Annotated in this window: 16 protein-coding genes and 1 pseudogene; 8 read left to right on the top strand and 9 right to left on the bottom strand. The window is 65.6% G+C overall.

What is annotated here, in order from left to right; genetic code table 11:
* Window positions 1-8 precede the first annotated feature (8 nt).
* From MU516_RS02235 to MU516_RS02205, 7 genes are all read right to left on the bottom strand, one after another.
* Window positions 9-1,124, bottom strand: a complete 1,116-nt coding sequence (locus tag MU516_RS02235) for a THUMP domain-containing class I SAM-dependent RNA methyltransferase (protein ID WP_260275560.1) — start codon at window positions 1,122-1,124, stop codon at window positions 9-11.
* A gap of 78 nt (window positions 1,125-1,202) precedes the next feature.
* Window positions 1,203-1,883: an SMC-Scp complex subunit ScpB gene (scpB, locus tag MU516_RS02230; protein ID WP_260275742.1), complete on the bottom strand. Its 681-nt coding sequence runs from the start codon at window positions 1,881-1,883 to the stop codon at window positions 1,203-1,205.
* A 25-nt stretch (window positions 1,884-1,908) separates the two neighbouring features.
* Window positions 1,909-2,724 carry a segregation and condensation protein A gene (locus MU516_RS02225; protein WP_260275741.1) on the bottom strand — a complete coding sequence of 272 codons (816 nt, stop codon included), beginning with the start codon at window positions 2,722-2,724 and terminating at the stop codon, window positions 1,909-1,911.
* Between the two features lie 99 nt (window positions 2,725-2,823).
* Complete coding sequence (locus MU516_RS02220) at window positions 2,824-3,804, bottom strand: glycoside hydrolase family 3 N-terminal domain-containing protein (protein WP_260275559.1); 981 nt, start codon at window positions 3,802-3,804, stop codon at window positions 2,824-2,826.
* Window positions 3,804-4,955, bottom strand: a complete 1,152-nt coding sequence (locus tag MU516_RS02215) for an SPOR domain-containing protein (RefSeq protein ID WP_260275558.1) — start codon at window positions 4,953-4,955, stop codon at window positions 3,804-3,806. Before MU516_RS02215 ends, MU516_RS02220 begins: the two co-directional genes overlap by 1 nt.
* Window positions 4,956-5,028: 73 nt before the next feature.
* A complete protein-coding gene (gene argS, locus MU516_RS02210) occupies window positions 5,029-6,771 on the bottom strand; it encodes an arginine--tRNA ligase (protein ID WP_260275557.1) in 1,743 nt (580 codons plus the stop codon).
* Between the two features lie 92 nt (window positions 6,772-6,863).
* Window positions 6,864-8,975 (bottom strand): cation:proton antiporter, encoded by a 2,112-nt coding sequence (locus MU516_RS02205; protein ID WP_260275556.1) that lies wholly within the window; start codon window positions 8,973-8,975, stop codon window positions 6,864-6,866.
* Between the two features lie 258 nt (window positions 8,976-9,233).
* Here MU516_RS02205 and MU516_RS02200 point away from each other — a divergent pair.
* Window positions 9,234-10,781 (top strand): annotated as a pseudogene (locus MU516_RS02200) (DEAD/DEAH box helicase); the annotation flags it as partial.
* 611 nt (window positions 10,782-11,392) lie between these two features.
* Window positions 11,393-12,940, top strand: a complete 1,548-nt coding sequence (gene lnt / locus MU516_RS02195; RefSeq protein ID WP_260275555.1) for an apolipoprotein N-acyltransferase — start codon at window positions 11,393-11,395, stop codon at window positions 12,938-12,940.
* 33 nt (window positions 12,941-12,973) lie between these two features.
* Here lnt and MU516_RS02190 read toward each other — a convergent pair whose 3' ends face one another.
* Window positions 12,974-13,600 carry a J domain-containing protein gene (locus MU516_RS02190; RefSeq protein WP_260275554.1) on the bottom strand — a complete coding sequence of 209 codons (627 nt, stop codon included), beginning with the start codon at window positions 13,598-13,600 and terminating at the stop codon, window positions 12,974-12,976.
* Between the two features lie 81 nt (window positions 13,601-13,681).
* Between MU516_RS02190 and MU516_RS02185 the strand changes: the two genes are divergently transcribed.
* The 5 genes from MU516_RS02185 to MU516_RS02165 all read left to right on the top strand — a co-directional run bounded on the left by MU516_RS02185 (window position 13,682) and on the right by MU516_RS02165 (window position 19,338).
* Window positions 13,682-13,933 carry a BolA family protein gene (locus tag MU516_RS02185; protein ID WP_209054566.1) on the top strand — a complete coding sequence of 84 codons (252 nt, stop codon included), beginning with the start codon at window positions 13,682-13,684 and terminating at the stop codon, window positions 13,931-13,933.
* An 81-nt stretch (window positions 13,934-14,014) separates the two neighbouring features.
* The gene (gene glpX, locus MU516_RS02180) at window positions 14,015-14,980 is read left to right on the top strand and encodes a class II fructose-bisphosphatase (RefSeq protein ID WP_260275553.1); all 966 of its coding nucleotides are present in this window, start codon (window positions 14,015-14,017) and stop codon (window positions 14,978-14,980) included.
* A gap of 61 nt (window positions 14,981-15,041) precedes the next feature.
* Window positions 15,042-16,778: a single-stranded-DNA-specific exonuclease RecJ gene (gene recJ, locus MU516_RS02175; protein ID WP_260275552.1), complete on the top strand. Its 1,737-nt coding sequence runs from the start codon at window positions 15,042-15,044 to the stop codon at window positions 16,776-16,778.
* A 71-nt stretch (window positions 16,779-16,849) separates the two neighbouring features.
* Window positions 16,850-17,542, top strand: a complete 693-nt coding sequence (locus tag MU516_RS02170; RefSeq protein WP_260275551.1) for a metal-dependent hydrolase — start codon at window positions 16,850-16,852, stop codon at window positions 17,540-17,542.
* Window positions 17,539-19,338 carry an aminopeptidase P family protein gene (locus tag MU516_RS02165; protein ID WP_260275550.1) on the top strand — a complete coding sequence of 600 codons (1,800 nt, stop codon included), beginning with the start codon at window positions 17,539-17,541 and terminating at the stop codon, window positions 19,336-19,338. The genes MU516_RS02170 and MU516_RS02165 overlap by 4 nt, the downstream gene beginning before the upstream one ends.
* Window positions 19,339-19,437: 99 nt before the next feature.
* Here MU516_RS02165 and MU516_RS02160 read toward each other — a convergent pair whose 3' ends face one another.
* Window positions 19,438-20,106 (bottom strand): SDR family NAD(P)-dependent oxidoreductase, encoded by a 669-nt coding sequence (locus MU516_RS02160; RefSeq protein ID WP_260275549.1) that lies wholly within the window; start codon window positions 20,104-20,106, stop codon window positions 19,438-19,440.
* A 167-nt stretch (window positions 20,107-20,273) separates the two neighbouring features.
* On the opposite strand from MU516_RS02160, the gene MU516_RS02155 reads away from it, so the two are divergent.
* The gene (locus MU516_RS02155; protein WP_260275548.1) at window positions 20,274-21,047 is read left to right on the top strand and encodes an aspartate/glutamate racemase family protein; all 774 of its coding nucleotides are present in this window, start codon (window positions 20,274-20,276) and stop codon (window positions 21,045-21,047) included.
* Window positions 21,048-21,056 lie beyond the last annotated feature (9 nt).

Below are 21,056 nucleotides of genomic sequence, written 5' to 3'. Positions count from 1 at the left end.
GCGCGCCGCTATAGAGGCCCTGTCTGCCACAGGCGGACCTTCAAACCGCCATGCGCGATGATCGGTCCCGGCGGCTTCCACGGCAGGCCCGTCGCCCGGGCAAGTTGCTGATCGCTGGTCACGATGCCCACCGACCATCCCGCGAATCGTTCGCGCAAGACCTGCCCAAGTGCGGCGTGCAGGCCGAACAGGGGCCCCTTGTTGCCGATCCTCGCGCCATAGGGCGGGTTCACGATCACGATTCCCGCAGGTACTTCGGGCGGCTGCAGATCGGCGATCGCGCAGCAGTCGAACCGGGTAACGCCCGCAACGCCCGCGCGTTCGGCGTTCTGCTGGCTCATGCGGATCGCGCCCGCGTCCCGGTCGCTTCCGAAGAACATGGGCCGGGGATCGGGTTTGCTGTCCCGGCCCTGCCCGTCCCTGATCGCCCGCCACCCCGTCGCATCGAAACTGGCAAGAGACTGGAAGGCGAAATGCCGATCACGCCCGGCGATCAGCCCGGCAGCGATCTCGGCCGCCTCGATGACGAATGTCCCCGACCCGCACATCGGGTCCAGCACGGTCTGCTGGCCATCGAACCCCATCTCGCGCAGGAACATCGCCGCCATCGTCTCGCGCATGGGGGCCTTGGCGACGGCCTGCTTGTGACCGCGCTTGTGCAGCGATTCGCCGGTGGTATCGACGCTGATCGTCACCAGATCATCCTCGATCCGCGCCTTCACGACGATTTGCGCGTCCGCAGCGATCGGCGCACCCAGTTCCTCGCGGATGGCGCGTTCGATCCGCTGGGTCGCCGCGCCCGCGTGATAGATGCGGCTTGCCTTGCAGACCGTCTCGACCTTGACTGGTTGATCCGGGCGCAGAATTTCGGCCCAGGGAAACTTTCGCGCACGCTTGTCCAGCTGCGCCAGATGCAGCGCCCGGAAACTGCCCATCCGCGCCAGAACCCGCGTTGCACCGCGCAGCATCAAGTTGGCGCGCCAGACATCCTGCCAGCCGCCACGGATCGTCACCCCGCCCGTCTGCGGTTCAACTGCCCAGCCAAGCTCGCGCGCTTCGGCCGCCAGCGGCGCTTCCAGTCCCGGCGTCGCGACCAGGAATATGTCGAACTGTTCTGCAATCATCCGCGCAGCCCTAGCCGGTTCGACAAGGCTTGGCGAGGGTCATCCGCAGGGCACAGATACGGATCGGGAGGGCCGTGGCTATTCGTCCTCGAAAAGATCCTCGGCGGGCCCTTCCGCGTCACCCTCCTGATCTTCGTCGTCCGGGACGACAGGAACGGCCATTCCCTCGGCGGGCGGCCGCGATTCCAGCAACCCGGCGGCGCGCAGTTCGGAAAGCCCCGGCAGGTCGCGTGCCGATTCGAGGCCAAAGTGATCCAGGAACACCTCGGTGACGACGAATGTCGCGGGACGGCCCGGGGTCATCCGGCGCCGGCCCATCCGGACCCACTCCATCTCGATCAACTGGTCCAGCGTGCCACGGCTGACCGCCACTCCGCGAATCTCCTCGATCTCGGCCCGCGTGACCGGCTGATGATAGGCGATGATGGCCAATGTCTCGACCGCAGCGCGCGACAGGCGGCGCTGTTCGATCGTTTCGGTCTGCATCAGGAACGACAGGTCCGGGGCGGTGCGGAACGCATAGCCGTCGCCCAATCTCTCGACCGTGACACCGCGATCCGCGTAGCGGCGGCGCAATGCCGCCAGCGCCTCGGCCGGATCGCAACCCGCAGGCAGTCGCGCCGACAGATCGCGCACCGAAACCGGCTGTGCCGAGGCGAACAGGATCGCCTCGACCATCCGTTCCTGCTGGTCCATCGGCGGGGGCGGAAAATCCGGCGCCGACGACGATGCGTCGTCGTCATCTGTCCGGTCGGGCATGTCGTTTTGGGTCAGATCGGTCACGTCAGTTGTCGGCTGTGGGTTTGCGGCGGAAGCTGATCGGCGCGAATGTGTCGGATTGGCGTATCTCCAACCGACCCTGCCGCGCAAGCTCCAGCGAGGCGGCGAAGGTCGCGGCGGTGGCGGAACGACGACGCTTGCCGTCCGCCTCCCATCCATCGGGCAGAAAATCCGACAGGTCGGTCCATTCGCCCGCAAAGCCGATCATCCGGCGCATCCGATCCAGGGCCTGCTCCATGCTGAACACGTCATGCCGGTCGAATGCATAGGGGCGGAATTCGTCCTTGGTCTTCAGCCGCGCATAGGCCCGCATCAGGTCGATCAGCCCGGCCTGCCATTCGGTGCGGCGCTTGCGGGCGACGGATTCGGGGGCGCCGCGCTGAAAACGGCTGATGCCCAGCCTGTCCCGGCCCATCAGCCGGGCCGCTGCCTGACGCATCGCATCCAGCCGTTCCAGCTGAAACGCCAGATGCGCGGCCATGTCCTCGGCCGATGGTCCCTCGGCCTCGGGGTCGGGCGGCAGTAACAGACGCGACTTCAGGAACGCCAGCCAAGCGGCCATGACCAGATAGTCGGCGGCAAGTTCGATCCGCAGCTTGCGGGCCTGTTCGACGAAGACAAGATACTGCTCGGCCAGATGCAGGACCGAGATCTTCATCAGATCGACCTTCTGGCTGCGCGCCAGCGTCAGCAGCAGGTCCAGCGGACCTTCGTAACCATCGACATCGACAATCAGCGCCTCTTCCGCGCGCCGCGCGGCCACCGAATCCGCGTCGAAATCCGACGCAGCGGGCGGCGGCGCGTCCGGAACGGCACGCAGATAGGGAACATCTGTCGGATCTTTGGCCACAACAGCTCCGCTTCGGGTCAGGCTGTCAGCGTCCGCCTTCGGCAAGGGCAAGTCAAGCCGGGCTGCGTCTCAGGCGACCAGCACACGCCATTCGTCCAGCAGGGCAAGGCGGTCATGGTCCTTCGGCGACCGCCGCTGTTCCAGCGCCGCGGCGGCGCGACGCCGCGCGTCAACGCTTAGTGTGCCGGCGGCCGCGACAACCGGTTCCATGCTTGGAATCGTACCGTTGCAGTGCAGCACAATATCGCAACCCGCCGCGATTGAGGCAGCAGCGCGTTCCGCCTCGGTTCCCGACAGGGCGTTCATGGTGATGTCGTCGGTCATCAACAGCCCGTCAAAGCCGATCCGGTCGCGGATCAGCGCGATCATCCGCGCCGAAGCCGTGGCAGGCGCATCGTCCAGCGCGGTAAATCGGATATGCGCGGTCATCCCCATCGGCAGATCGTTCAGCGCCCGGAACGGCAGGAAATCCATATTCTCCAGCACATCCGGGGTGACCGTCACGGTGGGCAGGTCATGATGGCTGTCGGCGATAGCCCGCCCATGGCCCGGCATGTGTTTCATCACCGGCAGCACGCCCGCCGCCAGCAGCCCTTCAGCCGCAGCCCGACCCAGAGTCGCAACCGTATGCGGATCGGTGCCGAAACAGCGGTTGCGCAGGAACGGGTGGGTGTCGGGCTGCGCCAAGTCCAGGGTGGGGGCGCAATCGGAATCGATGCCCGCATCGCGCAGTTCCCGCCCGATCAGATAGTAACGCAGCCACATCGCGCGTGCGCCTGCCCCGGCCTGATCCAGCGGCGCGGGCCATTCGGCCCAGTGCGGCGCGCGCAAACGTTGAACCCTGCCGCCTTCCTGATCGATCGTGATGACCGCATCGCGGCCCACCGCGTCGCGCAGATCGCCCGTCAGACGGCGCAGCTGGTCGGGGGTATCGACATTGCGCCCGAACAGGATGAACCCCCATGGATCGGCCGACCGGAAGAAATCCCGCTCGGCCGCTGTCAGTTCGGTGCCTGCGATCCCGCCAAGGATCGTCGCGTTGCAGGCCATTACTGCGACAGCGCGAGGCAGTCCGTGCCGCCGGATTTCAACGCCGCGCAGAACTGCCGCGCTTCGCTGATATTTCCGAATCCCGCGACGCGCAGACGCCAGAAGGTGCGGCCATTCGAGTTATGCTGCTGGATCACCTGACCCTTGCCCGAGAACAGCGAGCCGAACTTGCCGGTCAGGCGGTTCCATTCGCCCGAAGCGATCGCGTTGCTGTCGAACGCGCCGATCTGAACCAGCGGACCGCTGGCAGAGGACGCCGCGGGTGCCGGTGCGGGTGCAGATGCCTCGGCCGGACGGGTTTCCGCAGCGGGTGCCGGGCGCGCGTCGCTGGCCGTCGTCGATGCGGAGGCCACGCGGGTCGATCGCGGGCGCGGCGCGGGTCGGTTGGACTGGGTCAGAACACCGGGATTCGCGGTAGCCTGGGCCTCAAGCAGCGCGGCGGTGATCGCGTCCGTCTGCGCCGGGGCACCGTTCTCGTCGGTCACGACCTCGTTCACCGGCCCCTCGGATGCGGGCGCGTCGATAATCGCGGCATTCTCGACGCTGCTGTTCAGCAGCGCCAGTCGCGAGGCCTCGGCGGCGGCTTCGGCCTCGGCAAGGGCACGGGCCTCGCTGTCCGACATCGGCGTGATCGGCTCTCCGTCGAAATTCAGCGGAGTCTCGGACGGGTTCACGGGCTCGCGCGCTGTTGCGCCCAGTTCACCCATCGCCACGTCTTCTTCGGTCAGATCGGTTGCCGAGGGCGCGATCGCCACCTGATCGGCTGGCTGCGGCTCTACCCCTTCGGCCACGCCGTTGACGGCATAGCCGGTATAGCTGGTCAGTTCGCCGCCCGGATCATCAGGCGTGGTGCGCGCCTCGCCCTGAATCGCCTTGATGACCGGCACGCCCGACACGTCGCGCGAGACAAGTTGCCAGCCCCATGCCATCAGCCCGACCATCAGCCCGACCGACGCCAGCGCGCCAAGATAATGCGTCAGCCGCGCGATTCTGGCCGAAAAGCCATCGGCGCCATCGGGATCGGCCGCGAACCGACGGTCATCCTGCGGCTGGCCCTGATCGTCCCAGCCGCCCTGATCGTAAGAGAACTCGCGCCGCACCTTGTGACGCGAGAACACATAGCCGCCTTCGCGGAAATCCATCACTGCCATAGCCTGCCTGCCTGCCGGTTGACCCGGTTTTACCGTTGATTGCTCGTTTTCGTCCGGCGGGGCACTTTATGAATCAGCGCATTTCCTCGACCGGAGTCACGCCAAGGATAGCGAGACCGGATGAAATGACAACGCCAACCGCCCGGACAAGCGCGATTTTTGCCTGAGAGGTTGCGGAATCGCCATCCTGCAGGAAGCGCAGCGAGGCGTCGTCATTGCCCCGGTTCCACAGCGAATGCAGGTCCGAGGCGATGTCATACAGGAAAAATGCGACCCGGTGCGGCTCGTGGGCGCGGGCGGCATGTTCGACAAGGCGTGGCCATTCGGCAACTTTCCGGGCCAAGTCAAGCTCGGCCTGATGGGAAAGGCTGGTCAGATCCGCCGCCTGAAGCGCCGCGTCCGAGACATCGATTCCCGCCTCGGTCGCGCGGCGCAGGACCGAATGGACGCGCGCGCTGGCATATTGCACATACCAGACCGGATTGTCCTTGGACTGTTCCAGCACCTTGGCAAAGTCGAAATCCAGTGCCGCGTCGTTCTTGCGCGTCAGCATGATGAAGCGGGTCACGTCGGCGCCCGCCTCTTCGACCACGTCGCGCAGCGTGACAAAGGTGCCCGCGCGCTTCGACATCTTGAACGGCTCGCCATTCTTGAACAGCTTGACCAGCTGGATCAGTTTGACGTCCAATGGCACGCGCCCGTTCGACAGCGCCTTCACCGCCGCATTCATCCGCTTGACATAGCCACCGTGATCGGCGCCGAACACGTCGATCAACTGGTCGAATCCGCGGTCGATCTTGTCCCAGTGATAGGCGATGTCGGGCGCGAAATAGGTCCATGCACCGTCCGATTTCTGGATCGGGCGATCCACGTCGTCGCCATGCGCAGTGGATCTGAACAGCATCTGTTCGCGCGCCTCCCAATCCTCGGGCAACTTGCCCTTGGGCGGTTCCAGCACGCCGCGATAGATCAGGCCCAGGCTGTTCAGCCGTTCGATCGCGGCTTCGATCTTGCCAGTGCCGTACAGCGCCTTTTCGCTGGAATACACATCCATGCGGACGCCAAGCGATGCCAGATCCTGCCGGATCATTTCCATCATCGCCTGGGTCGCGAACTCGCGGACATCCTCAAGCCAGTCTTCTTCGGGACGATCCAGCAGGCTGTCGCCATATTTGGCCTTCAGCGCCTCGCCCACCGGGATCAGATAGTCGCCGGGATACAGTCCCTCGCGGATTTCGGGTTCCAGCCCGTTGGCCTCGCGATAACGTTCATAGGCCGACCGCGCCAGCACATCGACCTGCGCGCCGCCGTCGTTGATATAGTATTCGCGCGTGACCTCGTGGCCCGAAAACGCCAGAAGATTCGCAAGCGCGTCGCCGAAAACCGCGCCGCGTACATGGCCCACATGCATCGGGCCGGTCGGATTGGCGCTGACGAATTCGACATTGACCTTCTGATCGCTGCCGATCGCCGAACGGCCGAAATCGCCGCCCGAGCCAAGCGCGGTCCGGACGACACCCCGCCAGACCGACGGCGACAGCCTCAGGTTCAGGAATCCCGGACCTGCGACTTCGGCCTTTTCGATCCGGGGATCCGTCAGCCGCGCTGCCAGCCGATCGGCGATGTCACGCGGCTTCATTCCGGCGGGCTTGGCCAGCACCATGGCAGCATTGGTGGCCATGTCGCCATGCGCTGGATCGCGCGGCGGCTCGACCGTGACATTGGCGTAATCGAGACCGGCAGGCAGCTCGTTCGCCTGCGTCATCTGGTCCAGCGCATCCACGACGACGCCGCGAAGATCGGTGAAAAGGTTCATATTCGGCTTCCTGACTGACCTGCGCGGGTTAACGCCTGCAACCGGTGAAGGTCAACAGCGACGCTTGCGATCCTGCATCCGGCACGCGCCCGTCAGGGCTTCTGGTTCTTCTTCTCGTCTGACGGCGCCTCGGCTTCCTCGTCGGTCAAGCCTGCGTCGGGATCGCGCTGTGGCGCATCTTCGCGTGGCGTCTTGCCGTCGCTTGCGTCGCCCTCGGTCTCGATCAGTTCGGGGTCGTCCTTCAGTTCCTCTTGCAGTTCCTCGGCCTGTTCCGTGGCGGCGCCGCCCTCGACGCTGCCATTGCCCTTGCCGCGCTTGACGGCCTCGGCCTCGGCGCGAGCCACTTGTTTCGCCTTCTGCTGTGGCTTTGCCTGCGCCTCGTTCTCGCGTTCGATCCTTTCCGCGATCTCGGGCGGCAGCATCGAGACGATGCGAATATCGGGCTTGTCGACCAGATCCTCGTCGCTGCCGACGAACCACATCTGGCCGCCTTGGACGACGGCCAACGGAATCGCCCCTTCCCGTGCTTCGCGCCAGTCGTCCAGCCGGTATTCCTCGGTCAGCCGCGTGGTGCGGAAGATCCAGCCCTCGGCCAGAAGATCCAGATACTGCGCCAGCGTCCGGTTTCCGTCGATGGTCTGTCCGCCAAGCTGCGTCGGCAAGGCGTGGCGGGCGCGATCCTCTTTGTGTCGGGCAAGCTGCCAGATATTTTCGCGCCCGAATTCAGGCGCAAGATCGGTGGCGACCAGCGTGTTATAGGCATCGTTGTCGGATGCGGCAAGGATCGCACCATAGGCGATGAATTCCACATTGTGTTCGGCCGCCTCGCCAAGGATGTCGCCATAGAAAGTCTGGATGCCGGCGGCGCGCGCGGTGCGCAGATGGTCCCGGTTGGTGTCGGTGATCAGCACGTTCACGTCGGCTTTCTCAAGCGCCTTCGCAAGGCTTGTGGCAAAAACCGATCCGCCCACGACCAGCAGGCCCGGCTTTTCGCCCGATGTCAGCCCCAGCCGCCGCGCGATAGGCGCCAGCGTGAAGCCGTGCAGCACGACCGTGACCAGCACCAGCACGAAGGCCAACGGTGCGATCAACGCCCCGTCGTCGATCCCCTCGGCCACCAGCCGTTCGGCAAAGATCCCTGACACGGCCACCAGGACCACCCCGCGCGGGCCGGTCAGCGCGATCAGCCAGCGTTCCTTCATGGGCAGGTTTGACCCGATCAGCGATGTCATGATCGTCAGCGGCCGGGCGACCAAGACAACCGCCGCGACGAACAGTCCCGCACGCAGCCAGTCCAGTTGCGCCAGCGTGTCGAATTCGATCCCTGCAGCCAGCAGGATGAAGACGCCCGACACCAGCAGGATGGTGGCATGTTCCTTGAACCGGTGCAGTTCGTGATAGCTGGGCAGATCGGCGTTCGCGATCACCAGCCCCATCACAGTCACGGCCAGCAGTCCGCTTTCGTGCAGCAGGCTGTCCGACCCCGCAAACACGCCCAGCACCGCGACGAACAGAAGCGGCACCTTCATGTATTCAGGCACCCAGCCGCGCCGGAATGCCTGCACCAGAAGATAGCCTGCGACAACGCCGATCACGACGGCGAAGCCGATGCCAAGCATCAGTTGCGCCAGCGCCTCGCCCCAGGTGACGCCGGTGTTGCGCACCAGCACGATCTCCAGCGCGACAACAGCAACCAGCGCGCCGATCGGGTCGTTGACGATACCCTCCCATTGCAATGTCTGGGCTGGGCGCGATGTCAGCTTGGCCTGTCGCAGCAGTGGCGCGATCACCGTCGGGCCGGTCACGATCATGATCCCGCCGAAGACGATGGCCGATTCCCAGCCAAGACCGGCGACGAATACCAGCGTCAGCGACGACAGCACCCAGCCAAGCGGCGCCCCGATATAGACCAGACGCCGGACAGCGGGACGGGCATCGGCCAGTTTCTTGAAGCTGAGCGTCAGCCCCCCCTCGAACAGGATCACGGCGACTGCCAGCGCGATCATCGGCGGGATGATGTCGCCGATGTCACGCGCCGGGACGAAGATGCCCGTCACCGGCCCCAGGAAAAGCCCGGCGGCCAGCATCAGCACGATCGCCGGCAGCCTGAAACGCCACGCCAGCCACTGCGCGCCAACGCCCGCGGCACCGACCACCGCAAAGGCCTGCATCGGGCTAAGCCCGCCGGTCAATTCTGTCGCCATCTCTGTCCCTGACTCGATCCTGTGATGTCGGAACCGGCCATCGCCTGACCGGTTCCCTGAAACATGTCATTTTGTTGAGGTTTTGTCCTGAAAGATTGACGTGTCGGCGGGTTTGGTCTAGGCGGTGCGTGGCCTGCATCCGGCAGGCCGACCGAAGGGGCGTGCGGAATTGCGTCCCATGACAGCCGCATAAGCGCCATACGGGCCCGCGGCATGGCACGCAACGCGCGATTGCGCGGCAATCTGGAAAGCCCCCGAATGACCAAATTTTCCGATCTCAAGCTTGATCCCAAGGTTCTCAAGGCCATCGTCGAGGCGGGATACGAGACCCCGACACCGATTCAGGCGGGCGCCATTCCCCCGGCGCTGGAAGGGCGCGACGTTCTGGGGATCGCCCAGACCGGCACCGGCAAGACGGCCAGCTTCACCCTTCCCATGATCACGCTTCTGGGACGCGGGCGCGCGCGCGCGCGCATGCCGCGTTCTCTTGTGCTGTGTCCCACCCGCGAACTGGCAGCCCAGGTCGCCGAGAATTTCGACATCTATGCCAGCCATACCAAGCTGACCAAGGCACTGCTGATCGGCGGCGTCAGCTTTGCCGAACAGGACAAGCTGATCGACCGCGGCGTGGACGTTCTGATCGCGACGCCGGGCCGGCTTCTGGACCATTTCGAACGGGGCAAGCTGCTGCTGACCGGCGTTCAGATCATGGTCGTAGACGAGGCCGACCGGATGCTGGACATGGGCTTCATCCCGGATATCGAACGCATCTTCCAGTTGACCCCGTTCACCCGCCAGACGCTGTTCTTCAGCGCCACCATGGCGCCCGAGATCGAGCGTATCACCAACACCTTCCTGCACGCCCCCGAGCGGATCGAGGTCGCCCGCCAGGCCACCGCAAGCGAGACGATCACGCAGCGCCTGATCGAGATCAGCCCGACGCGCAAGGACCAGACAGCCAAGCAGAAGCGCGAATTGCTGCGCGCACTGATCGACGCGGAAGGCCCCGAGACCGACAAGGGCGGCCTGAAGAACGCGATCATCTTCTGCAACCGCAAGACCGACGTCGATATTGTGGCCAAGTCGCTAGCCAAGCACGGATACGACGCCGCCCCGATCCATGGCGATCTGGATCAGAGCCACCGCACGCGCACATTGGAAAGCTTTCGCGACGGCACGCTGAAATTGCTGATCGCGTCGGATGTCGCGGCGCGCGGGCTGGACATTCCGGCGGTCAGCCATGTGTTCAACTTCGACCTGCCCAGCCACGCCGAGGATTATGTACATCGTATCGGTCGCACCGGTCGGGCCGGTCGCCAAGGCACGGCGATCAGCATCGCGACCCCCTCGGACGACAAATATCTGTCCGGGATCGAGAACCTGATCAAGCAGACCCTGCCGCGCGGCACGGTGCCCGAAGGTTTTGCGCCCTCCGAAGCCGCCGGTCAGGCGCCTCGCCGCGAACGCGAGGATCGTGGTGGCCGGGGCGGACGCGACAAGCGCCGTCGTGACCGGCGTGACGATGACGGCAAGGTGGACGCACAGGACGCGCAGACCTCGCGGAACGACGCCCCGCGCGCCAGCAAACCCGCCGAGCCCGAGGCACCGCGTCAGGAACGTCAGGAGAGCCGTGGAAATGATCGCCGCGACGACCGTCGCCGTGGCGGCGGGCGCGGGCGAGGTGACGACACGCGCGGTCCCGCCGTGATGGGGATGGGCGATCACGTGCCCGAGTTCATGCTGGTGAACCTGCGCCCGGCCGTCGACAGCGCGATCTCGACCGACAATGACGCGATCGAAGATGCCGCGGCGGCGTCTGTGGAAGACAGCAAGCCCGCGTCCGAGAAACCGGCCAAGCCAAAGCGCAGCCGGGGTCGCAGATCGGGCAAGTCCGCGCAGGACAAGGCCGCCGACGACCAGCAGGATTCGCAAGTCGCAGATACCTCGGCTCAGGACGACGCGCAGGAGAAACCGGCGCCGCAGGCAGAGCCCGAAGAAAAGGCACCGCCGAAACCCCGGCGCAGCCGTCGCAAGGCGACCGCCGAAAAATCGACCGAGCCCGAGGCAGATGCCGCCACCTCAGAGGCTATCAACGAGCCCGCGACCGAGGAAACGCCGAAGCCGCGCAAAAGCCGTGCCCGCAAGCCTAAGGCCGAGGAGACCAGCCCGGCTGACGCCGCAGCCGAGGATGCGCCAAAGCCCAAGCGGACTCGTCGAAAGAAGGCCGATGCTGCGCCCGCCGAAGCGGCTGATGCCGTCAGCGCGTCCGAGACGCCTGATGTGGCCAGTACCGAAAAAGCTGCACCCAAGCCCCGTCGAACACGGCGCAAGAAGGCCGACACTGCCGAGCCGTCGGAAGACCAGAAACCGGCCGGTCAGCCTCGGGACAATGCCGACGCCGAGATCTGATCCGGGCGATGCCTGACCGCACGCTTCCGCCACGATTGCACCACCGCCGACCGGGGATCACACGGCTGATACCCGATCTTGCCCTTGGGGCTGCAGCCGCCTTGGGCCTGCAGCCCTTCGGCGTGTGGGGCGCGACTCTGGCGGCCCTTGCCGTGATAATCTGGCGCCTTGCGCGGGCGCGCCCTGACGCGCTGCTCTGGCATGGTCTTGCCGCGGGGCTTGGTTGGTTCGGCCTTTCCCTGTCGTGGATCGTCGAGCCGTTTCTGGTCGAGCCCGAGATTTACGGCTGGATGGCGCCATTCGCGTTGTTCCTGATGGCGCTTGGCGGCGCGCTGTTCTGGGCGGTGCCGATCTGGCTGGCGGCGCGCGTGACACATGGCTGGCGCGCCCGCGCCGCGGCGATCCCGGCGGCGCTGGTTCTGTCGGACTGGCTGCGCGGCTGGATCTTCACGGGGTTTCCGTGGGCACGTATCGGACATGTCTGGGTCGATACCCCTGTTGCGCAGGGCGCGGCCTGGATCGGCGCGGTCGGGCTGAGCCTGATAACGCTTGGCCTTGCGTCGCTACCCGCGCTGGCATGGCGGCCGGGCAGACAGCGCGCGGTCGGCTTTCTGCCCGGTGCGGCGCTTGCCATTCTTGCGACCGGCGCAATCTGGGCAGCAGGTCTGTCACGCCTTGCGCAGCCCTTGCCGCCTGACCGCGACATCGTGCTGCGAATCGTCCAACCCAACGCCGAGCAGCGCCTGAAATGGGACCCGGAATGGTCGGCGGTCTTCTTTCGCCGGCTTCTGGACCTGTCGGCTGAACAGGGACGGCGCGATCTGGTGATCTGGCCCGAAACGGCGGTGAATTTCCTGCTGAACGACGCGGACGAGCTGCTTCCCATCATGTCCAATGCAGCAGGCGCGCCTCTGGTGCTGGGAATACAGAGACAGGAACGGGGACGTTTCTTCAACAGCCTTGCGCTGCTCTCCCCCGATGGATCGCTGCTGTCCAGCTATGACAAGTTCCACCTTGTGCCGTTCGGCGAATATATCCCGTGGGGCGACGCGATGGCCCGGATCGGCATCAATGCCTTTGCCGCGCAGCAGGGCAACGGCTATTCGCGCGGCACAGGACCTTCCATCATGTCGGTTGACGGGCTGCCGGATTTTCAACCGCTGATCTGTTACGAGGCAATCTTTCCGCAGCATCTGCGCGGACTGGACCACCGACCCGGCTGGATCCTGCAGGCCACGAATGACGGCTGGTTCGGACGCTTTTCCGGACCCTACCAGCATCTTGCGCAGGCGCGGCTGCGGGCGATCGAAACCGGCCTGCCGCTGATCCGCGCCGCCAATACTGGCGTCAGCGCGGTCATCGACGCACGCGGCACGATCCGCGACAGCCTGCCGCTTGGCGCCTCCGGCAAGATCGACGCGTCGCTGCCCGGCGCGCTGACCGCGACCTTCTGGCAGCAGACAGGACCGCTGCCGGTCGTGGCTTTTTCCCTGCTGGTCCTGTTCGGATCGATCCTGCTGCCGCGGCTTGGCCAGAGGGCCAGGAAAGGTCGCTAGATCGACGGCCTTTACCGCGCCTGAAGCCGCTGGTCAGTCGCGGAAATAGCGGCTGTCCTTGACCTGATCCCAGGCCCAGACCACCTCGGCCAGACGATCCTCGTCCGATCGGTCGCCACCATTCATGTCGGGATGCAGGTCCTTGACCAGCGACTTGTACTGCTTGCGGATCTCGGTCCGGGTCCAGCCGTCCTTGGCCTCGAGGATTTCCAGCGCCTTGCGCTCGGTCGGCGGCAGTTTCCGGGCAACCTTGGCGCGGGCCTCGGGCGAAGTGCCGTTCGCCCCCAGAATTTCGTGGGGATCCGCCACACCGTGCCGTGCCCAGGCCTGTTCCTGCGCCGCGCGGCTGAACGGCTTGACCGGCCGTTCCCACACCGTGGCGTTGTCCAGGAATTGCTGGAACTCTTCTTCGGACTGGCCCTGGAAATAGTTCCAGTTGGCGTTGTATTCGCGAACATGTTCCTTGCAGAACCAGAAATAGTCATCCAGATGCCGCGGGTTCTTGGGCGCACGGTATTGCCCAGGCTCATTACACCCCTCGCGGTCACAGATGCGCGTCGATGTCTCGAACGCGCCGGACATGCCTCGGCGGCCCTTGTTGCGCCGCTTCTTGTCCTTGGCGGCGGAAATGTCGAAACCGAACGGGTCGTTACTGCTCATGCTGGGGCACCTTTGCGACTCGGAGGCGGCAGTTTAGGCTATTTCACGCGACATGAAAGGTCTTGACGAAAGGATATGCGGATGATCGCGGACGAGATGCGGCAACGACTGGCCGAACTGCACCCCACCCGGCTTGAGGTGATCGACGAAAGCGAATCTCATCGCGGTCACGCCGGCTATCGCGAGGGCGGGCAAAGTCACTTCCGGGTGCGCATGGCCAGTCCGGACTTCGCGGGCACGGGTCGCGTTCAGCGACACAGAATGGTTCATGCGGCTTTGGGCGACATCGTGCCGCGGATCCATGCGCTGGCGCTGGAGCTGTCGGAAAGCTGAGCCGTTAGCGCCGTCAGGCTTGCCGCTCGTGGGGGGCACGCGTAGAAGCCGGTCAACGCAGTGGTAACGAGGGAAAAGGCCATGACCGCGCCGAAGGATTTCAATGATCGCATGCTGTCTCTGGGGCTGGCGCGCGTCAGCGAGGCGGCGGCACATGCTTCGGCCCTGCTGATCGGGCGCGGCGATGAAAAGGCCGCCGACCAGGCCGCTGTGAACGCCATGCGCGATCAGCTGAACATGCTGGACATCAAGGGCGTGGTGGTGATCGGCGAGGGCGAGCGTGACGAAGCCCCGATGCTGTATATCGGCGAAGAGGTCGGCAACGGAAACGGCCCCGAGGTCGATATCGCGCTGGACCCGCTGGAAGGAACCACGCTGACCGCCAAGGACATGCCGAACGCGCTGACCGTGATCGCCATGGCGCCGCGCGGCACGCTGCTGCATGCGCCCGATGTCTATATGGACAAGCTGGCGATCGGACCGGGCTATCCCAAGGATATCATCAGCCTGGACATGAGCCCCGCCGAACGGGTCACGGCACTGGCCAAGGCGCGCGGCTGCAAGGCCGGAGACATCACCGTCTGCATTCTCGAGCGTCCGCGCCACGAGGACATGATCGCCGAGGTACGCGAAACCGGCGCGGCGATCCGCCTGATCACCGATGGCGACGTCGCGGGCGTGATCCACACCGCCGAAGCCGAACTGACCGGTATCGACATGTATATGGGCTCGGGCGGCGCACCCGAGGGTGTGCTGGCGGCCAGCGCGCTGAAATGCATGGGCGGCCAGATGTGGGGCCGGCTGCTGTTCCGCAACGAGGATGAAAAGGGCCGCGCCAAGAAGGCCGGCATCACCGATCTTGACCGGATCTACGCCCGCGACGATCTGGTGACGGCGGATGTCATCTTCGCGGCCACCGGGGTGACCAACGGGTCCATCGTGGCGGGCGTCAAGCGCGAACCGGGCTATCTGCAGACCGAAACCATCCTGATGCGGTCTAAGACCGGATCGGTGCGTCGAATGATCTATCGCAACCCCATCAGGTAAGGGGGCGCGGCCCCCTCCCCTGCAGGGATGGCGGCAGGGTGTTTTTGAGAAAGAGGATGGCGTGGCGTTTCTGGGAATCGAGCAGTCGCTGAGCGGGCGACGCTGGATCGGCCCGGAGGCCGATCTGGAACGGCGGGCCGAAGGGCTGGCACAGAAGGCGTCCCTGCCCCTGGCGGTGGCGCGGGTTCTGGCCGAACGCGGCGTCGAGGCCGAAGCCGCCGAAGGATACCTGACGCCGAAGCTGCGCGATCTGCTGCCTGATCCCCTAAGCCTGCGAGACATGGGCGCTGCGGCCGAGCGCATCGTCGAGGCGGCGGTTTCAGGCGAGAAAATTGCGATCTTTGCGGATTATGACGTTGACGGCGGCAGTTCGGCCGCGCTGCTACTGGACTGGCTTCGTGTCCAGGGGCGCGACGCGACGCTGTATGTTCCCGATCGCATCGACGAAGGTTATGGGCCCAACGCGCCGGCGATATCGACGCTGGCCAAGACGCATGATCTGATCGTCTGTGTCGACTGCGGCACGCTTAGTCACGATGCGCTGGCCGCTGCCGGGGACGCCGACGTGATCGTACTGGATCACCATCTGGGCGGCGAAACGCTGCCGCCCGCGCTGGCCGTGGTCAATCCCAACCGCGCCGATGAAGATGGCTCGCTGGGGCATCTTTGTGCCGCCGGCGTCGTGTTCCTGACGCTGGTGCAGGCCGGACGGGTTCTGCGCAAGATTGGCCGGCCCGAACCCGACCTTATGGCGATGCTGGATCTGGTTGCGCTGGCGACGGTGGCGGATGTCGCGCCGCTGGTCGGGGTGAACCGGGCCTTTGTCCGTTCCGGCCTTTCGGTCATGGCGCGCCGCCAGCGGCCGGGCCTGGTGGCATTGTCGGATGTCGCCCGTCTGGACGGTCCCCCGAACGCCTTTCACCTGGGCTTTCTTCTGGGTCCGCGCATCAACGCGGGGGGCCGGGTCGGGCGCGCCGATCTGGGCGCGCTGTGCCTGTCGTGTCATGACGCCACCGCAGCCACCCGGCTGGCGGCCGAGCTGGACGATCTGAACCGCGACCGCCGCGCGATCGAGGCTGCCGTGCGGCAAGAGGCGCTGGCGCAGGTCGAGGCGCGCGGCGACACAGCCCTGTCATGGGCCGCCGGGGCGGGCTGGCATCCCGGTGTTGTCGGCATCGTCGCGGCACGGGTGAAAGAGGCGACCGACCTGCCTTCGGTGGTGATCGGTGTCGCGGGCGGGATCGGCAAGGGATCGGCCCGGTCCGTGTCCGGCGTTGATCTGGGCCGTGCGATCCAGCGGCTGGCGCAGGAAGGCATGCTGCTGAAGGGCGGCGGACACGAGATGGCGGCCGGGCTGACCGTCGAGGAGGCGAGGATCGAACCGGCGATGGCACGGCTGGCCGAATTGCTGGCCCGTGATCTTTCCAATCGCAGCGGCACCCGTGATCTTCGCATCTCGGGGCTTCTGGAAGGCGCGGGCGCGACACCGCAGATGTTCCGCCGGCTGGAAGATGCGGGTCCGTTCGGTCAGGCGGCCCCCGCCCCGCGCTTTGCCTTCGCCGATCAGCTGATCGACAGCGCCTCGACGATGGGCGACAGCCATCTGCGCCTGAACTTCCGCAGTCCGGGCAGCCCGCCGGTCGAGGCGGTGGCATGGGGGGCGATGAACGGCCCGCTTGGCCCCGGGCTGATCGGTGCCAAGGGGCGGCGCTTTCATCTGGCCGGAAAGCTGGAGCTGTCCACCTGGGGCGGGCGCGAAAGGCTGCGCCTGCGGCTGGACGATGCCGCCCCGGCCTGAGCGCGATCCGGCATCTGGTCAGCGCCGCGACGCACCGCTAGGCTGGCCGCGACATCCGATAGGAGGCAGCGATGAAACTGACCTGGCTTGGACATTCCGGCTTTCGCCTGGAAATCGAGAACGCGGTGATCCTGATCGACCCGTGGCTGTCCGGTAATCCCGTCTTTCCCGAAGACAGGCGTCAGGACGCGATCGGCGGCGCGACGCATATCCTGCTGACGCATGGCCACGGCGATCATTCGGGCGACACGCTGTCCATCGCCAAGGAACTGAAGATCCCCGTCGCCGGGATCTACGACCTGATCAACAGCTGGGGCAACCATCAGGGGATCGACGGCGTCGGCTTCAACAAGGGCGGCACGGTCGATCTGGGCGGCGCCAAGGTGACCATGGTCAACGCCTCGCATTCCAGTTCCCTCGATGGCGCGGACGGCCCGATCTATGCGGGACACGAATCGGGATACATGATCGCCGGGGAAGGTCGCGTGATCTATGTCAGCGGCGATACCGACATCATGGCCGACATGGCGTGGATGGGCGAATATCACCAGCCCGATATCGGCATCCTGTGCGCCGGTGGACATTTCACGATGGACATGCGGCGCGCGGCATTCGCGGCACGGAAGTATTTCGACTTCAAGACCGTCATCCCGTGCCACTACAAGACGTTCCCGCTGCTGGAACAGTCGGCGCAGGCGCTGATCGACGGCCTGCCCGGAGTCGACGTGATCGAGCCCGAGATCATGAAGGCGATCGAGTTGTGAGCTTTCAGTCCTTCGAGGATCCGGCAGGACAGGGCGACCACGCCGCCCGTCTGGCCGATCTGCGCAACCGCATGCGCGACATGGACCTGGATGCGTTCATCGTTCCGCGCGCCGACGCCCATCAGGGCGAATATGTCGCCGATGCCGATGCGCGGCTGGCATGGCTGACCGGGTTCACGGGCAGCGCGGGATTCGCCATCGTCACACGGGACCGCGCGGGCGTGTTCATTGACGGTCGTTATCGCGTGCAGGTCCGTCAGCAAATCGACACGGCGCATTTCACGCCCGTCAACTGGCCCGAAACGCGGCCTTCGGCGTGGCTGTGCGAGGCATTGCCCGAAGGCGGGCGGGTGGGCTTTGATCCATGGCTGCACACCCGCAAGGAAATCCTTGCGATGGAACAGGGGCTTGATGGCAGCGGCGTCGGACTGATCGGCGTCGATGCAAACCCGATCGATGCGATCTGGCCCGATCGTCCGGCCCCGCCAGTCGGCGCCGCCCGCGCCCATGACGATGCACTGGCCGGAGAGAGTTCGGCGCAGAAGCGCGCCCGGCTGGCCAAGTCCCTGCGCGACGACGGTCAGGCCGCGGCGTTCCTGTCGCTTCCCGACTCGATCTCATGGCTGCTCAACATCCGGGGCAGCGATGTACCCAAGAACCCGATCGTGCAAGGCTTTGCGGTCCTGTCGGATGACGGCCATGTCGCCTTGTTCGCCGACCCTGCGAAGTTCGATGGCGACCTGCGGGCGCATCTGGGCGACGAGGTTGCGATCCTGCACCCCGAAGGCTTGCCCGCGGCGCTTCTGGATCTGGAAGGCCCGGTCCGCATCGACCCCGCGACCGCACCCGAGGCTGCATTTCGCCTGCTGGAACGGGCCGGAACGGGCATCGCCCTTGCGCCGGACCCGGCCATCCTGCCCAAAGCCCGCAAGACCATGGCCGAACTGGACGGCATGCGCGCGGCCCATCGTCGAGACGGCGCGGCGATGGTGCGCCTTCTGGCATGGCTGGACGAACAGGATCCGACGACCCTGACCGAGATCGACGTGGTTCGCAAACTGGAAGCGCTGCGGATCGAACAGGGGATCATCGATATCAGTTTCGACACGATCATGGGTGCAGGCCCGAACGGTGCCATCGTGCATTACCGGGTGACCAAGGCCTCTGATCGCCGGCTGCAGACAGGCCAGATGCTGCTGATCGATTCAGGTGGCCAGTATCCGGACGGCACCACCGACATAACCCGCACCTTGCCTCTGGGCCAGCCTTCACTGGATACCATCGCACCCTACACAGCGGTGCTGCGCGGCATGGTCGCGGTCTGCCGCGCCCGGTTCCCCAAGGGTGTGGCGGGCGCCCATATCGACGCCCTTGCACGTCAGTTCCTGTGGCAGCAGGGGCTGGATTACGACCACGGCACCGGTCATGGCGTCGGCGCGGCCTTGTGCGTGCACGAAGGCCCAGTCCGGATCAGCCGCGCCAGCAACATCGCGCTGGAACCGGGTATGATCCTGTCGAACGAACCCGGCTATTACCGCGAGGGCGCGTTCGGCATCCGGATCGAGAACCTGATCGTGGTAAGGATAGTCGAGGCCGAGCAGGGGCGCGACATGCTGGGCTTCGAAACGCTGACGCTGTGTCCCATCGACATGCGGGCCGTTGATCGCACCGCGCTGTCGCGGGACGAGACCGCGTGGATCGATACCTATCACGCACGGGTCCGCGACGAAATTTCGCCGCTTGTCGATGCGGCGACACGTGACTGGCTTTTCAGGGCGACATCGCCGATCGGCTGACCGCGCTGGCCCTGTGACGACCGGATCGGCAGGGGGTCTGGGGGATGCAAACCCCCCAGCCATCGCGGGACGCAATGACCGGGCCTTGGGCCCGGTCCCTTACAGCGCCGCCAGGATGCGCGCGGCTTCGTCCTTGCAGGGCGTCAGCGCAGCGCGATCCTCACCCGGGAAGAAGCGTGCCCGAACGGCAGTTGGCATCGGTCTAGGTTCGGCGATCAGCACGCGCGGGCCGGTCCTGACCGTTTCGGCCTGCCAGCTTCGCGCCAGCGCGATCTGCGCCGCCTTGGTCGCGCCATAGGCGCCGAAGAACTTCTGCCCCGCGCGCGAATCGTCAAAGAACATCGCCGTGCCGTTGCGCGCCCGCAGAAGCGGCTCAAGCAGCGCGATCAGACCGCGCACGATCTCGACATTCACCAGCAGCGATTTCGCCCAATCCTTTCCGTCGATATGCGGCGCCGGCGACAGCGGGGCGGCATGGATCGCCGTATGCGCCCACAGGTCCAGCCCGCCCCAGCGTCCGGCGACCGCCTCGGCCAGTTGCTGCATGGCCGCCGCATCGGACGCATCCATCGGCGCCAGCGTGGCCGTCCCGCCCGCGGCCCGGATGCGATCGTCCAGCTCTTCAAGCCCGCCGACGGTTCGCGCCACCGCCAGCACATGATAGCCGCGCGCAGCCAATGCCTCGGCCAGTGCCGCTCCGAGGCCACGAGATGCGCCGGTGACCAGCGCCAGCCGGTTTCCCGAGCCAAGATCACGATCATTGTTCATGCCGGGTCCATGCCATCCGACTTCGGACTGCACAAGATACTACAACGCGGATCCTGCGGTTTTCGCCGTCTGACAAAGTTCTGTTCAGCCAACGCTTTTATTGTTAACATTAATTGTTAACAATAAAAGTGGCCATTCCGGACACGACAGCCAACAGAGGAACATCCATGCCTTCATTCCCCTTCTCGACCCTCCGCCCGATCCAACGCCTGCTGCCCGCGCTTGGACTGTTCACCGCCTTGATGGGCAGCGCCGTCCTTGCCGAGACCAAGGGCAACACGATCCTGCTGATCAACCCGAACTCGAACCAGACCGCGACACAGTCGATGACCGAACTTGCAGCCGAAGCCGCGGGCGAAGATGTCACTGTTCTGGGCAAAAGCAACAGCCAGGCTCCGGCCCTGCTGACCACGCCGCAGGACATGATCGACGCGGTGTCTGGCGTCGTGGCGATCGGTCAGGCGGCTGCCGAGGATCCTGCCATCGGCGCGATCATCGTCGCCGCCTTCAGCGATCCCGGCCTAGAAGAGTTGCGCAATGCGGTTGATCTACCGGTCTTCGGGATCGGCGAAGAAGTCTTTCACGAAGCCGCCCGTGACGGTCGCGATTTTTCGATCGTCACCGTCACCCCGAACGAAGACCTGATCGAATCATTCCGGCAGAAGGCTGCCTCGCTTGGCTATGAAGCACAGTACCGCGGGACCCGCGTAACCGAGGGCGATCCCAACGAACTGGTGCAGTCGCCCGAGAAACTGGACGCGGCCCTTGCCAAGGTGTTTCAGGTTGCGGTCGAACAGGACAATGCCCAAGCCGTCATCATGGGCGGCGGCCCCCTGTCCGCCTCTGCATTGCGGCTGCAACCCGACTTCGAGGTGCCGCTGGTGGTTGCGGTCAATGCCGCGGCACGCGCCGCCGCCGCCGCGATCGCGGCGCAGGACTGACCGAAAGCC

The organism is Paracoccus maritimus, from assembly GCF_025195095.1.
Lineage (GTDB): Bacteria > Pseudomonadota > Alphaproteobacteria > Rhodobacterales > Rhodobacteraceae > Paracoccus > Paracoccus maritimus.
The sequence above is the reverse complement of the archived record's forward strand: the minus strand, read 5'-3'. Positions and strand labels throughout refer to the sequence as shown.

Coding starts and splice junctions, on each gene's coding strand:
- MU516_RS02185 (WP_209054566.1), top strand. CDS start 13,682: ATGATCGCGGACGAGATGCGGCAACGACTGGCCGAACTGCACCCCACC.
- argS (WP_260275557.1), bottom strand. CDS start 6,771: ATGAACCTTTTCACCGATCTTCGCGGCGTCGTCGTGGATGCGCTGGAC.
- MU516_RS02235 (WP_260275560.1), bottom strand. CDS start 1,124: ATGATTGCAGAACAGTTCGACATATTCCTGGTCGCGACGCCGGGACTG.
- MU516_RS02190 (WP_260275554.1), bottom strand. CDS start 13,600: ATGAGCAGTAACGACCCGTTCGGTTTCGACATTTCCGCCGCCAAGGAC.
- MU516_RS02220 (WP_260275559.1), bottom strand. CDS start 3,804: ATGGCCTGCAACGCGACGATCCTTGGCGGGATCGCAGGCACCGAACTG.
- MU516_RS02205 (WP_260275556.1), bottom strand. CDS start 8,975: ATGGCGACAGAATTGACCGGCGGGCTTAGCCCGATGCAGGCCTTTGCG.
- MU516_RS02155 (WP_260275548.1), top strand. CDS start 20,274: ATGCCTTCATTCCCCTTCTCGACCCTCCGCCCGATCCAACGCCTGCTG.
- MU516_RS02215 (WP_260275558.1), bottom strand. CDS start 4,955: ATGGCAGTGATGGATTTCCGCGAAGGCGGCTATGTGTTCTCGCGTCAC.
- MU516_RS02170 (WP_260275551.1), top strand. CDS start 16,850: ATGAAACTGACCTGGCTTGGACATTCCGGCTTTCGCCTGGAAATCGAG.
- scpB (WP_260275742.1), bottom strand. CDS start 1,883: ATGCCCGACCGGACAGATGACGACGACGCATCGTCGTCGGCGCCGGAT.
- MU516_RS02160 (WP_260275549.1), bottom strand. CDS start 20,106: ATGAACAATGATCGTGATCTTGGCTCGGGAAACCGGCTGGCGCTGGTC.
- lnt (WP_260275555.1), top strand. CDS start 11,393: ATGCCTGACCGCACGCTTCCGCCACGATTGCACCACCGCCGACCGGGG.
- glpX (WP_260275553.1), top strand. CDS start 14,015: ATGACCGCGCCGAAGGATTTCAATGATCGCATGCTGTCTCTGGGGCTG.